Origin of the sequence: Myxococcus llanfairpwllgwyngyllgogerychwyrndrobwllllantysiliogogogochensis (assembly GCF_006636215.1) — a bacterium.
Classification (GTDB): domain Bacteria; phylum Myxococcota; class Myxococcia; order Myxococcales; family Myxococcaceae; genus Myxococcus; species Myxococcus llanfairpwllgwyngyllgogerychwyrndrobwllllantysiliogogogochensis.
In genome coordinates this window covers 1-13,985 of sequence record NZ_VIFM01000283.1, presented here as the reverse complement: position 1 = coordinate 13,985, position 13,985 = coordinate 1, and the positions used below count along the sequence as shown (strand labels likewise).

At 71.2% G+C, this 13,985-nt stretch carries 8 protein-coding genes; 1 reads left to right on the top strand and 7 read right to left on the bottom strand.

The genetic code is table 11. From position 1 onward, the window contains the following. On the bottom strand, positions 1 to 730 hold a 730-nt coding region (locus tag FJV41_RS41340), incomplete at its 3' end, for a GspE/PulE/PilB domain-containing protein (RefSeq protein WP_497812668.1). Between the two features lie 54 nt (positions 731 to 784). Next, positions 785 to 1,171, bottom strand: a complete 387-nt coding sequence (locus FJV41_RS41335; RefSeq protein WP_141648133.1) for a VOC family protein — start codon at positions 1,169 to 1,171, stop codon at positions 785 to 787. A gap of 12 nt (positions 1,172 to 1,183) precedes the next feature. Between FJV41_RS41335 and FJV41_RS41330 the strand changes: the two genes are divergently transcribed. Further along, positions 1,184 to 2,578, top strand: a complete 1,395-nt coding sequence (locus tag FJV41_RS41330; RefSeq protein WP_141648132.1) for a response regulator — start codon at positions 1,184 to 1,186, stop codon at positions 2,576 to 2,578. Position 2,579: 1 nt separating this feature from the next. Here the strand turns inward: FJV41_RS41330 and FJV41_RS41325 are convergent, their stop codons facing one another. From FJV41_RS41325 to FJV41_RS41305, 5 genes are all read right to left on the bottom strand, one after another. Next, entirely contained in the window at positions 2,580 to 5,645 is a 3,066-nt protein-coding gene (locus FJV41_RS41325) for a hypothetical protein (protein ID WP_141648131.1), read from the bottom strand. Between the two features lie 9 nt (positions 5,646 to 5,654). Beyond that, positions 5,655 to 9,260, bottom strand: coding sequence for a flagellar motor protein (locus FJV41_RS41320; protein WP_141648130.1), 3,606 nt, complete (start codon positions 9,258 to 9,260; stop codon positions 5,655 to 5,657). Continuing rightward, positions 9,257 to 11,161 (bottom strand): hypothetical protein, encoded by a 1,905-nt coding sequence (locus tag FJV41_RS41315; protein ID WP_141648129.1) that lies wholly within the window; start codon positions 11,159 to 11,161, stop codon positions 9,257 to 9,259. The genes FJV41_RS41320 and FJV41_RS41315 overlap by 4 nt, the downstream gene beginning before the upstream one ends. 43 nt (positions 11,162 to 11,204) lie before the next feature. Next, positions 11,205 to 12,872 carry a TolB family protein gene (locus FJV41_RS41310; protein WP_181791294.1) on the bottom strand — a complete coding sequence of 556 codons (1,668 nt, stop codon included), beginning with the start codon at positions 12,870 to 12,872 and terminating at the stop codon, positions 11,205 to 11,207. Positions 12,873 to 13,121: 249 nt separating this feature from the next. Continuing rightward, on the bottom strand, positions 13,122 to 13,985 hold an 864-nt coding region (locus FJV41_RS41305), incomplete at its 5' end, for a FecR family protein (protein WP_141648128.1).

Genomic DNA, 13,985 nt, shown 5'->3' with positions numbered 1-13,985 from the left:
GCGCGGGGGGCTGCGCCTGCATGGCGGGAGGCGGGGCCACCGGACGCGACACGGGCACCGTCGCCATGGGCATCGGCGGGAGCTCGGGCAGGGCCTCCACCACCTCGACGCCAGTGATGACCTCCTCCTCGCCGACGTCGCCCTCGTAGTCCGCGCCGCCGCGCAGGGCCTGCGCGTAGACGGACTGGAACTCCTCCTCGCTCATCAGGTCGGGCGGCTTCTCCTGCGCCTTGGCGATCTCCGCTTCCGCCTGGGGCGAGCCCGGCTTGGGACGGGGCCGCACCGCGTTCATGTCGATGGCGCGCAGCGGGCGGAACGCCTTGGTGTAGCGGCGCAGCAGCTGGTTCATCCGGAACTCGGGGATGACCACCGGCACCACGCGCTTGCCCGTCTTGAAGGCAATCGCGTCCAACGTCTCGAAGTCGTGCGGGTTCACCACGGCGACGCTCAGGCGCGTCGCGTCCACCCGCATGGGGAGCAGCTCCTTGTCATCCGCCTGGTTGGCGGGCACCAGCTCCAGCGCCTTGGGGTCCGGCACCATCTCCCCGGAGGCGAACGCGCTGTTGTGCAGGGAGCCCAGCACCCGGGCCAGGTCCACCTCGGACACCAGCCCCAGCTCCACCAGGTTCGTCCCGAGCCGCCCGCCATGCACCACCTGCGCCTCGAGCGCCTCCTCGAGACCCTCCGCGGTGACGAGGCCATCCTTCAGGAGCTGTTCGCCCAGACGCATGACCGGCTTGTAGCCGCGCCCCATCCCGGTCCGCAAGCACGCACACCCCTCCCCCTAGTCCTCCGGGTGGTGACTGAGCGCCACCCGGTTGCCCTCTGGATCCCTCACGTACACCGTCCACCGCGTCTCGTGCTCCAGGGGGACGCCCGCCTGAGTAAGCTCGGACACCACCGCGTCGCGCTCCGCCCTCGCGATGCGGAACGCCAGCATCAGCAGGCCCGGACCCGGGTGTCGGAAGGGCTGGGGTTCGGGCTCCGTGCCCGCCGCCTCGATGGCCAGGAAGCCGCCCCCGGGCACGCCCACCCAGATGCTCCGCAGGGTGCCGTCCGGGCGCGGATGCCGGGTGAGTTCGGGAAAGCCCAGCAAGTCCCTGTAGAAGGCTGTCACGCGCTCGATGTCCCACGCCTGGATGGCCACGTGGTGGAAGCCCTGAACGTTCATGGGGGCGATGCTATGGTCCGGCCGCCCATGGCGCGACTGCTCATCGTCGAGGACAACCACGAGCTGGCCTCCCTCATCGTCTCCACGGCCCAGAGCCGGGGCCACGACGCGCGCGCCGTGCACACCGGCGAGGCCGCGCTGGAGGCACTCAGCCCCGGCTCCCAGTGGGACGCGGCGCTGGTGGACCTGCTGCTTCCCGACATCCGAGGCAGCGAGGTGCTCGGTGCCCTGCGGGCCCACGGCATCCCCGCCATCGCGGTGAGCGGTGTGTACAAGGGTGACCGCTTCGCGCAGGAGGCCGTGCAGGTCCATGGCGCCCGAGGCTTCTTCGAGAAGCCCTTCGAGCTCATCACCGTGATGGAGGCCCTGGAGCGCGCGGGCGGCGTCGAGCCCGTGCCCCGCGCCGCGCCTCCCGTGGAGGAAGACGCGGCCCAGGATGAGCTGCTCGACGACGTGGACCTCATCGTCCTGGAGGAGCTGATTCCCGACACGGAGGAAGACGCGGGCGAGGCCAGTGCGCCCATGCAGGCCATCCCCGACTCCGCGCCGCTGCCCGGCCTGGAGAGCGAGGAGCCGGCCCTGCCGCTGCCCTTCGCCCACCGGGGGAAGGTGTGGACCGACGCGCAGCCCGCGTCGGCCAAGACACGGTGCGCGCTGCCCGAGTGGTCCCTCGGTGGAGACCTGAAGGACACCTCCGTGGCGCGGCTGCTCAACGCCTATTACGAGGCGCGCCACCACGGGGAGCTGAAGCTCCAGCAGGGCTCCATCCTCAAGGTCGTCTACTTCGAGTCCGGCCGCATCGTGTACGCGGCCTCCAACCTGGCACACGAGCGCTTCGGTCGCTTCTGCGTCCGGCGCGGCGTGCTCACGGAGGAGAAGCTCGCGGAGGTGGCCGCCATCGCGAAGCAACAGGGGCTGCGCACCGGCGAGGCGATGATTCGCCTGGGCGTGCTGGATGCCCCGCGGCGGCGACAGCTCCTGGAGGAGCAGGTCCGCGAGCTGCTCTGGTCCACCTTCACCTGGACGGAAGGCGCCTACGGCTTCAGCGCCATGAGGCCGCAGCGCGCGGACCTGGTGAAGCTGTCTGTCTTCCCGGGCGACCTGGTGCTGGAGGGCGTGGAGAAGACGGAGACGCTGGTGGCCCTGCGTCAGCGCATGGGCCAGGGACGTCGCCTGTTCCCCACCGCCGACCCGCCCTACGGCCTGCACGAGCTGAAGCTGCAGGGGCCGCAGGCCTTGCTCCTCGCCTACGCGGACGGCAGCAAGACGGTGGAGGACCTGCTCGCGCTGACGGACCTGTCGGAGCGACAGGCCCTGGCGACGCTGCGGGGCCTGGAGCTGCTCGGCGTGCTGGAGGAGCGGCCGGAGACTCCCAGCCGCCGCCACCGCATCTCCTTCGGCCTCTGACTCAGCGCCGCGCGCCGTCCCGACGACGGCGCAGCCACTGGGCCACCGCGAGCAAACCCAACAGGGCCCCGCCCGAGCTTCCCTGCGAGCAGCCACAGGACGAGGACGGCTCGCGCGACAGGGCTCCCGATACGGGCACGCCGTTGAGGAACACCTCGCCAGTGAAGCGCGGCGAGGACAGCAGCCGAGGCCGGGCCACGTACGTCAGCGTGCTCGTCGCGTGCGCGGCGAGCGCGACCCCCTCCACGGCGAAGCCTCCCTCGTCGGGTTGCTCCGCGAGGGCCAGCCCCGCGACCTTCACGCTGCCAGGCACGAGCTCCATTCCCTCGGCGCGCTCCACGTAGCGCAGGCCCGTGACGGCACAGTCGGTGGTGTTGCTCAGCTGCACCACCACGCCCACCAGTCCGGTCTCCTGGCCGGAGGCGGTCTCCGTGGAATGAGCCACGTCGACGAAGGGCTCCGCGACAATCGGCACCGTGTGCACCCGCGCCGCCGCGTTGCCCCCGCCCGCATCGGCGCTGACGCGCAGGGTGACGGACGTCCCCACCAGCTCCTGCAGGCCTGTCTCGCGCGTGGCCACGGTGACGCTGCGGCCCGACAGCTCGCCCTGAGCGAGCGCGGGGCCACCTTCCTGGGACCAGGAGACGCTCACGTCCGAGCACGCGTCGGGAGGAATTTCCTGCGTGAGGGTCGTCGTCGCGCCCTCGCCACAACGCGCGACGAGCGCCTCACCCTCCAGCTCACCCAGGGCGACCGCTCGCGCCTCGGAAGTCACCGTCTGTCGCGCCCGGCCCGCCTCGACGGGGGCGGCGACGTCGGAGAAGAGCTCGCCTCGCACCGTGTACGAGGTGGCCGAGCAGACCGCTGGCAACTGGAAGCGCCACGCACCGGGCACGGGCACCACCTGGGAGGAAATGGGCGCGCCATCGGCGGACTCCAGGAACATGCGCGCCTTGAGGGCATGCGCCCCAGGGCAGCGCAGGGACGTGCCCAGCGTCGCCTCGACGTCCTGCCCGCCCGTGACATGCATCGACAGGTCGAGGCTGGCGGCCGACACATTCTCCGCCTCCGGCTGGGCCTCCACCTTCACCACGGACTCCGGCCCTTCCAACAGGCCGACGCCCGCGACGGTCATCCGGTTGCGGGCCACCAGCGTCAGCGAAGTGCTCGCGCAGCCTTCCGCTGACACCTGGAGCACTGGCGCGGTGACGGGCGAGGTCAGGTCGACGGGGTTGCCGGCACCATCCTTCACCGTCAGCCCAGGAGGCACCGCGCCCCCATCCTGGAGCCGCCACACCGTCTCCACTTGCGGCAGCCCCGCCGTGGCTTCACAGGGGTGCAGTGCTTCGGGACGCAGCTCCACGGTGTGCCCGGAGGTCAACGGGCGCACGGTGTTCGGCGCAAAGGGCGCCGCGGGCTTTCCCCACGGCCGCACGTCCACGGTGAACGTCGTGGGCTCGGATGGAGCCAGGCCCTTGTCCCTCGCCCGCACCTCGTACGTGTAACGCGCGCCTGTCGCCGAGCAGAGGAAGTCCGAAGGCATGAACGTGGCGGAGCGGCCGCCCGCGTCCGTGTGCAACACCGGCTGGCCCGGGGGCGTGCTCCACACGTAGTCCACGGACTCGCAGATTCCGGCGCCCGGTGACGCGGCGAACACGAGCGCGGGGCCTCCCGCGGACGTCGTGGCCTGGAGCGGCATCACCACGGGCGCCCCAGGGCCCTCCGTGTTTTCAATGAGCACGGACACGGTGGCCTGCCGGTCATGCGTGCCCAGACCATCCGAGGCGAACACCGTGAACTGGGTCATCGTCGGCTCGCAGACCACTGGAGCCGTGAGGGACAGCGACACCGCGTCCACTCCGGGCGTGGCGTTGACCTGCACCAATGACTGCCCCACCTCCGCGGAGACTCGGACCGCATCACCGTCCTCATCGGTCGCCGTCACATCCAGCGTCCGCGTCGTGGCCTCGTTGATGTTGACCGGCGCTGGAATCGCGCCGAACACCGGTGCCACGGCGTTGATGTAGTAGATGACGTTCTGCACCGGGTTGCGCAGGGCGATGACGCAGAAGGTGGAGTCCACGCAGGACACCTGGGCGAACGGGTCCGACACCGGCAACGACGCGTTGGCGAACGCGGGATGGATTCGCCACGTCACCCCCGAGTCGGTCGCGCTTCCCGTCGGCACCGCGCCGAGCACGACGTTCTCTCCGCCGTTGCGCGTGCCCACCGCGAGGCCAAAGCCCGTCCCCCGGCTGCTGCTCAGCTCGGTGTTCATGTCCACGGACACGATGCTCACCGGTCCCGAGTCGAGCAGCGTGACGCGCTGGAAGTCCTGGGGAACCGGCGATGCGGAGAGCGGCGCGCGGAACAGTCCATCCGAGTTGCCCGCCAGGATGATGGGATACACCCCGCTCGTGGCGATGAGGTCCACTGTCAGGAGCGGCAGCGTCGTCAGCGAAGCGTCCATGTTGAACGCGGCCTCGCTCCGGTCGCCTCGGATGTAGAGGAGGTTCGGATTGCCGACGACGGGGATGATCGCATGGGCCACTCCCCCCGCGGTCTCCGTCACGCCCATCACCGACGTCGCCTTGTACTGCCCCGTCTCCAGGACGCGGGTGTTCCACGGGAAGGTGGCGGTTTGGGACGGGCTCGCGTGCAGCAGCAGGAACTCGTTCGTATCGACCGCGACGGAGGCGTAGCCAGTGCCCGACGCGGTCTGTATCACCCGGCGAACCTCGGTCGTCGTCGCGGTGGGCAGCTCCGGGAGAATGCTGTCAGGAGGAAGGCAGTCGTTGTGGGCGAAGATATCCCCATCCCCCCGCACGCCCGCGAAGCAACCCGAGGACAACAGCAATGTGCCCACGGCGGGCGACAAGACCCGGTTGGCCACCTGCTCCCCGTCGATGTGGAGCTCCACGCCCTGGGAGGAAGCGATGGCGACGGTGCCAGGACGCCACACCCTCACATCGCTCGGTTCTCCCGCGACCGAGAGGCCTTCCTTCCACTCCGCGGCCGCCACCGCGGACAGTCCCAAGCAGAGGCAGATGAGGATGCCGGAGCGCACGCGATACTCCTAGTAGGCGAGCTCTGCCCGGAGGTAGAGCCGGTCCTGATCTTCGGACGACTCGGAGCCCAAACCCAAGCCGCTGAAGCCCAGCAGTGTGTACCCGACGGCCATTCGGAGCTTCTCATCCATCCGATATGCCACTTCAGCCCGCACCGCTGTCAGCCGGTCGCCGTCGGGTGAAGCCGTCCGACGCGCCAGCTCGCCCGCCACTTCCAGCCCACCCACCACGCGGACGGCGGGGCGCACCGTGCCCGTCCACACCCACCGCGAGGAGCCTTCCAGGCTGCTGTGTCCCGCGTGCAATCCCGCCGCGACGGAGAACCTGTCGCCCAGGCGCACCGCGGGAAGCAGGGAGAGAATCTGGAGCGCCCTGTCGCCGAAGGCGGCGCGAGTGCCCGGCAGCAGCTCCCGGGTGACTCCGTAGCGCGCCACCACGAGCCACGGTCCGGGTCGCCACGCCAACGCCGCGTAGCCCTCCAACAGCCGGGCCTCCAGCGCGTCGTCGTTGAGGGTTCGCGAGAAGTCCACGCGACCGGAAGCCGTCACGTCGCGCGCCAGCTCCGCCTCGGCGGCCAGCGCCACCACCGTCTGCAACCGGTCCACGGCCTCCGTCGTGCCGCGCTCCGGCGTGCCCTTCTCCCGTCGCAGTTCGAACCGCCCCTCCACCCGCAGCATTTCCAGGAGCAACTGTCCGAAGACGCCGCCCGCGTCGCGCCGCAGCGGAGGATTCACGTCCAGCAGGCTGCGCACGCCGCGCTCGTAGCGAGCGCCCACGCTGAAGCCATCCAGCACCGTCTTCTGGAGGCCCACCGCCCGCGACAGCCGCACGGACGTCGCGTCGTGCAGGCCCACCTCCTCGACGAACAGCGCGGTGCCGCTGTCGGGCAGCTCCGTGCGAGCGCCCGTGAGCGTCCGTCCGGCACCGAAGTCCGGCCCATCCACGTCCACCGAGTAGCCGCCGTAGTACACGTCCGAGCCGCGACGAGACTCCACGTTGGCCCACGCGCGAGGCCCCAGCTCGGGCCCCCAACCACCGCGCACACCCACTCGCGTGTCGCGCCCCAGTTCGACGTCCACGCCCGCCGCGCTGAACGTGTCATCCACGCGTCCCGGCCCCGCGCCATGCAGGGACAGCTTCTGGCGATGCGAGGCCTGGAGCCAGAGGCCGTCGAGCAGTTGGTAGCGACCCGCGACGCCCACGGAGGTGCGGCCGCCTGTCAGCGCCTCGCCCTGCCCCACGACCTCCGCCGCCTTGAGCCGAGCGTCCCGCGCCTCCACGCTCACGCCCCAGGTGGACTCCTCCCACCCCACGCTCGCGCCCACGGTGCTCGCGGAGAAGGGGTTGTCCACGAAGGGCTCGCGAGGGTCCGCCGAGTTGCGACCATCCGCGAGCACCAACAAACGCAGCCGTCCCAACGGCTGACGCAGACGCAAGGCGAGTTGCTGGAAGCGCGCCGCATCCAGGTGCGCGCCATCCGAGAAGCCCCGCCCGCGCCAGCGGTAGGACGCATCCACGGTGCCGTCGCCCCACAGGCCCGGCCCCCGCATGCGCAGTCCCAGGGCCTCGCCGCCCGTCGCCAGCCCCGCGCCAGGGCGCAGGAAGCTCAGGCCTCCGTCGTCGGACACCCCGAACACGGCCGAGTCCACCGCCATGCCACGACTGGAGGCCGCCTCCGCCTCCAGTGAGTACGCGCCCAGTCGCGCCGAGCCCCGGCCCGAGTACAGCGTGTAGGGACGGCCCTCGCGGCCTTCCCGCACCGCGGCCAGCCCCACGCGCGCGCCGCCCCACTCGGCCCACACCTCGCCGCCACCGGAGTCCTCCGTGCCGGTCGTGCGCAGCGCCGCGTAGTCGACGACGAGCACCGGCTCCGGGGCCTCCGTGAGCATGTCGGTGCGAAGGAAGGTGTCGCCCGCGAGGAACGACAACGGCCGCGACAGCAGGATGCGCCCGGCGAAGTAGTCGATGTCGTAGTCGCGCCCGCGCACCAGGTGGCGCTCCGCCAACGGCAGACCGGTGATGCCGTCGCGCACCTCCACGCGAACCAGCTCCGAGCCCTCCGCCACCGACACCGCGCCCAGGTAGAAGAGGCTGCCGCCCGTCGCGCGCAGCTCTTCATGGGCGGGGACGGCCGAGAGCCCGCGCGTCGGGTCCGTGAGGCCGCCGCCGAAAGCATCCACACCGGCGCGGAGCCCCGCGCCCTTCTCGCTCGAGGTGGTCAGCTCCGCATAGGGGCCGAAGAGGGGGCGGTGGTAGCGGCCCACCTCGCGGTCCTGCACCAGCGCCCGGTACGTGCCCAACCCCGCGCGGCCGAAGTCCGGGTGACGCGCCTCCACGCGAAGCCGGGCCTCGGTGGCGTTCGGCGTCAGCGATACCGAGTCGTCGCCCCACTCCTCCGGCGAGAAGTCCGGGTCCGCCACCCGGTCGAAGCGCTCGGGGACGCGAGGACGCAGCCAGTCCGGAAGCTCCGCGCCGCGCAGCGTGCGGCCATCCGTGTCGCGCAGGTCCAACTCCCCCACCACGTCCACCGGCCCCAGGCGCACTTCCGCGTGCGCGGAGCCCCGGCCTCGCAGTTGGAAGTCGCTGTCCGCCGGCGCAAAGCTCGCTTCGAGGTCCAGCAACCCCACCGCGAACGGCCTCGGCTCCGCGAGGATGTCCACCACCGTCTCGTGCGCGGAACCTCCTGGCGGCGTCAGGGCCAACGTCACGCGGTTGTTCCCTGAAGCCAGCGTCACGGGGACCTCCACGCGCCCCTCGGGCCCGACCACGGAAGACTCACCCTCAGGGCCTCGCACCGACGTCCCCGCCGGAGCCTCCACCTTCAGCCGGGTGACACCACTGGCCGCGGCCTCGTCACGCGCGGAGGGAAGCTGGAAGGAGCCCACGAGCACCAGCGGCCTCGGCACCACCAACCAGCCTTCGGCCCGGCGCACGACGTCGACCTGCTGCCGTGACAGGCGCACCCTGCCATCCGGAGCCGTGGCCTGGATGGCCAGCGTGTTGTCGCCGGCGATGAGGGGAACCCAGGCGCTCCACCCACCGCGAGCATCCACCTCCGCGTCCAGCGCACCGACGCGCACGCGGTCTCCCACGGCGGCCTGACCCGCGAGACGAAAGCGCACGGCCCCCTCGCCGGCGACCACGTCCGCCACGGGAGGTACTCGCGAATAGGACAGCTCCAGCGGCGGCGCATCCGAAGCCAGACTGCGCACCGCGAAGTCCTGGAGGGCGACGGCGCCCCACGGCACCTCCACCGTGGCGGCCTCTGGAGTCACGCGACTGGCGGCCGGCAGCGAGCGCGGATCCACCTTGAGCCGGTGGCGCCCCGGACGCAGGTGCAGGCCGCGCGTGGCGTCCGGCGTGCGGGAGTCCACGCCCGTGAGGTGGAAGCGTCCTCGCGAGTCCGTGCGCACCTCGCGCCCCGTCGTCAGCACCAGCCGCACGCCCGCGACACCGGGCTCGTCAACGCCACAGCGCCCATCCCCATCGACATCCAGACACACGCGACCGGCGATGGTGGACGCCAGCGAGGGCACGTCCATGGACACGCCCTGTCCCCAGGCCGCCCCGGCGAACAGCACCGCGCTCACGAGCAGCAAGCCCGGAAGTCTCATGGGCGCACCTCGATGAGCGCGGTGACACCCGTGGCCACGTCCGCCACGGAGACGCTCACCGGACGCGTGGAGCGCACGGTGAAGGACGTGCGTCCCTCGCGGACCTCTTCGCCCTCACGCGTTCCGTCCGACAGCGCGACATGCACCGCGCGCCCTTCCAGGACGTGTCCGCGGGAGTCCTCCAGCCAGTACGTCACGCGAGCGCCTTCCCCGCGGAGCCGGACGTTGACGGGAACCTCGGGCGCCACGCGCACCTGCTGCGAGACGGCCTCCGGCACGAGCGGCATATCGAGCGGATACGCCAGTCCCTCGCCGCCCAGGACGTGGACGGTGCGCACCAGGCCCGTCCACAGGCCATGCGCCACCAGGTGCGTCCCCGGCGACAACGCGCCCAGGGCCACCGTGCCGTCCAGGCCCGTGGTCAGCTCATGTCCATCCAGGCGCAACGGCTGCGAGGGCACCGGCAGTCCCGCCAGGTCGGAGACGCCCGCGTACAGCACACCCCCGCGCGGCCACACGGCGATGCGCGCGGGCTCGCTGCCCACCGGCCCCCAGGCCCGAGCGCTCAGCGTCACCTGCTCCGCGCCCCCGGCGACAGGCGGCTGCCAGGCACTCGCGAAGTCACCGGGCGCGGACTCCACCGCGGGCGTGAAGCCACCCTCGCGAGCCTCCAGCGACAACGTCGCTCCGGGGCGTGCACGGCCGAGCGCATCCCGCGCGCGCACGGACACCCGCGCCTGGGCGCCCCGGTGCACGAGCGCCTCCGACACGGACATGGCCAGCTCCGCCACCGGCCCCTGCACGAGCTGCAGGGACAGCACCTCGCGAGAGCCCGCGCCGCGCTGGGGCCACGCGGCTTCGATTCGCTCGTCATCGCCGAGCGTCCGAGGCGCCGTGTAGAGCCACTCCAGCATGCCGCCCGCCGCGCGTGACGGTCCTCGCAGGACACCGCGACGCGCCTGCGCCGTCACCTTCGCGTCCTCCACGGGCTTGCCCAAAGGGTCGCTCGTCGCGCACAGGAGCCGCGCCTGAGACACTCCATCCGCCGGCAGTCGCTGCGGTTGAAACACACACGCGAGCCCGTCGGTGGGCGGCAGTTTCAAGTCGATGTTCTCACGCCGCGCATTGCCGGCCCTGTCCACCACGCGGCCCTGGCCGAAGCGATGTCCCGGCGGCACAACGATGGGAAGACGGAAGCGGCCATCCGGTCCCGCCGTCACGGGGCCAAAACTCTCCCCCGCGATGTCGATGGAGATGCTCGCATCCGGCTCCGTCGTGCCCGGCAGGTTCACCGACGCGGCGAGCGGCACCAGCACGCGCCCATAGGCTCCGTGGACGGACTGCGGGCTGGGCCACGCGGAGAACGCCACCAGGATGGCCACCTCCGGATGGCGCGTGTCCGGGAGGACGTAGCGCGCGCGATAGGTCCCCGGTGCGACGCGCTCCATCCCTTCCACCCTGCCGGTGCTGACCCGCACGACCGGCGGCGCGCCGCTGTCGTCAGCCGTGCCATCCGGCCGCAGCAGACTCACCGTGAGCACCGCCTCCTTGTCGCGCCCCTTCACCGGCGCGGCGGGCTCCAACCCCAGCTTGACGTCCGTGGCGGGTGGTCCGAGCACGAAGCGCGCCTGCGCCTCCAGTCCATCCACCCGCGCGCGCACCTGCACGTCGCGCGCGCCCGGGCGGGGCACGACGATGAAGGTGCGAAGCGGCGGCTGCGCGGGCCCTTCTCGAAGCTCCGCGCCATCCACGGTGAGGGTCGGCGTCCCCACCAAGGGCACCGGCACTCCGGACGCATCCTTGCGAACCACCGCCACCGGGAAGCCCTCTGGCGTCACGGCGGACGACGGCCCAAGCAGTTCGAGTGTGTCGGCTCTGGCCGAAGCACACACGCACAGCATCACAAGGACTGGGAGCGGAAAATGTTTCAGGACGAGACGAAGTCTACAGGGCCCGTCCGCTCCGCCGAAGTTCCTTCCGCGAAACCCTCACGGAGACATGGCGGGGACGCGCCAGCCACAACGCCACCAGCGCCAACCCGGCCGCCGCCATCGACGTGCCTCCCGCGCTACACCCTGCTCCATGTGTTTCGCCTTGCGGCACAAAGGTCAGGGATGACACCCCACCCACCTCGAGGGACAGGGGAGCCACGTACTCGCCGGGGATGCGCTCCTCCCCCTTCACGGGAGGCGGCGTCATGTCGCACTGTGACGCGGTGCCATAAATGCGAATGCGGAAGGAGCTTCCGGCATTTCCGGAGATCAGCGCCGCCAGCCAGGTGTTGCCATCCAGGGTGACATCCCGGGCCACGAGCGACACGGTGGGCTTGAAGCTGGAGGGGTCGACGATTTCGGCGCCGTCCAGCCACACCCAGCCGGACGTGGCGCGCTCGCCGCTGTAGCCGTTGTCGACGCACAGCACCCCGGCCCCCAGGCCGTAGAAGCCGAGTGACACCGCGTTGGGCTGGCCCGTGGTCCGCGCCACTTCCAGCGCGGCGAGCAGCGGCGTGGACCCCGGCTGCGTGCACACCGCCTCGGCCGTGCGCGGAGGCTCCGCGGACGCCACGTCCTCGCAGGGGGCGTTTCCCGGCAGCTTGAAGGTGAACGAGTGCACGTTGAAGTCACCGTTCTCCGCCACCGTCCACACCACCCGCACCGTGCCGTCGTCGGCCACGCTCAAGTCGTTGAGGTTCTCGTTCTCCGCCGATTTGGTGAGCAGGTAGAGCGTCTGCGTATCCAGGTCGTAGAGCGCGATGTCGAAGTCGCCCTTCGCCGGGTCCTTGCGCTCGAAGGCGATCAACGAGCCGCTGATGCTGGGGTTCGCATCCAGTCCCGGCAGCGCGAGTCGCTGCTCGGTGCCGCCATTCACCGGCTTCCAGTAGATGTCTCGGTCCGACACCCCATCCACCATGCGCGTGCTGGCGTAGACGACGATGTCCCCGTTGGTGTCGGGCTGAGACTCCTCGCCCTCGCTGCCGGTGAGCGCCTGCGAGTTGAAGCCATTGCCCGCCCAGCGCGCCTGCCAGATGTCGCAGTGCTGCCCCTGCGCGTCGCACTTGGCCCAGACCACCGTCTTCCCGTCCGGAGCCACCGACGGCGTGCGGTCCAGCATGCGATCATCCGTGAGCCGGGTGAGCGTGCCCTGGTCCAGATCGAAGAGGGCGATCTCCGGCTCCAGCGTGCTGCCGGTGTAGCCGAAGTCCTGCCACGCCACGGTGCGACCGCCAATCACCGCCGCCCTGCGACTGCTGCCCGCTTGTGGAGCCAGCTCCACCGGCGCCTGCGCCGTGCCCACCTCGTACGTGAAGATGGCGCTGGAGGTGTTGACGCGGGTGAACACCACGGTGCTTCCGCTGATGTCCGACACGAAGTCGAACGCGCCGTCGTTCGGAATCGCCTGGTCCGTCCCAGACGCCAGGTCGTGGTAGCGAATCTCGCTCGTGCCTCCGGATTCGCTCGTGTAGGCGACCAGGGCCCCGCTCACGTGCGGGTCCGTCTGGTCTCCAGGGCCACCGTTCACCAGCTTCGCGGACCCGGAGAGACTGCCGACTTCAGGGGAGGCGGGGGACAGCGCAGGCAACAAGCACGTCAAGAGGGCCAGAGCGCGCAGCATCGGAAACCACCTTCCCGGGGGGACTCAGGAACGACAGACCCATGGCCCGCACAAGGCGCAGTGGGCCCGGAATGCTCCCCGGAGCGTGCTTCCCACGGCGGTCACGGCCGGCCGGACTTCAGGCCCCGCGGCTTTGCGCACCAGGCCTTTCGGCCAGGATTGCCCTTGAACAGGAACGACTGTGGTTCAGAGTCTAGGGAGACCCCCTGGCAGGGGTCAAGCCGACTGCTTGCCCGCACGCTCCCCGAGTCAGGGAGCCGCGTCGCTGGCCTGGTTCCAGATGTCGGGGTCCGTCTTGAGCGAGGGCGGCCGGGTGTCGACGATGAGCTCCGCCTTCTCGTGCTGCTCGACACGCCCCACACCCACGGCGCGCACGTCCACGGTGTTGGAGCCTTCGCGCAGCTTCACCTTGCGCTCGAAGCGTCCGTCCGCGTCGGCGAGGACTCGCACGTCGTTCACCTGGACTCGGCTGCCGGGTGTCGTCTGGCCCCGAACCACGAGGTCCTTCTCCCGGCGGGTGCGCTCCGAGGGCCAGTCCACCTTGAGCAGCAGGCTGGTGGGAACGGCCGCCGGCTCCGACGGGGCCTGACCGGGACGGATGACGGACTGCTGGCCCGCACGGACGATGACGACCTTGCCCTGACCGAGCAACGTCACTTCACCCTCGCGCGTGCCCACGGCCACGGTGCCCTGGCCGTTGTTGCTCATGGTGAAGGCACCGGCTTCCTGCAGGGTCGCCACCGCGTCGCTCTGCGCGGCCTTCACCTCGAAGGTGTGGCGCTTGCCGGGCCGCACGACGGCGGTCGCCATGCCGTTGGCGAGCAGGATGCGGGACACCGACGCGGTCAGCTCCTCCACGGACACCTCGGTGCCCGGGTCCATGCGGAACTCCACCGCCTCACCGCCGATGAGCACCGCGTAGGAGCCGTCGTTGGTGCGCACCTTGTCGTGCCGCCGCAGGGCCATGCCCACGGAAGCCGTGCGCCAGGTGCCGTCGCCTTCCTTCACCTCGACGGTGCCCGTCACCTCGGTCAGCTCCAGCTCCATCGCCTTGGGCACCACGGGCGCCGGCACCGACACCACGGGCGGAGCGGGAGGCGGGGGCGGCGGAGG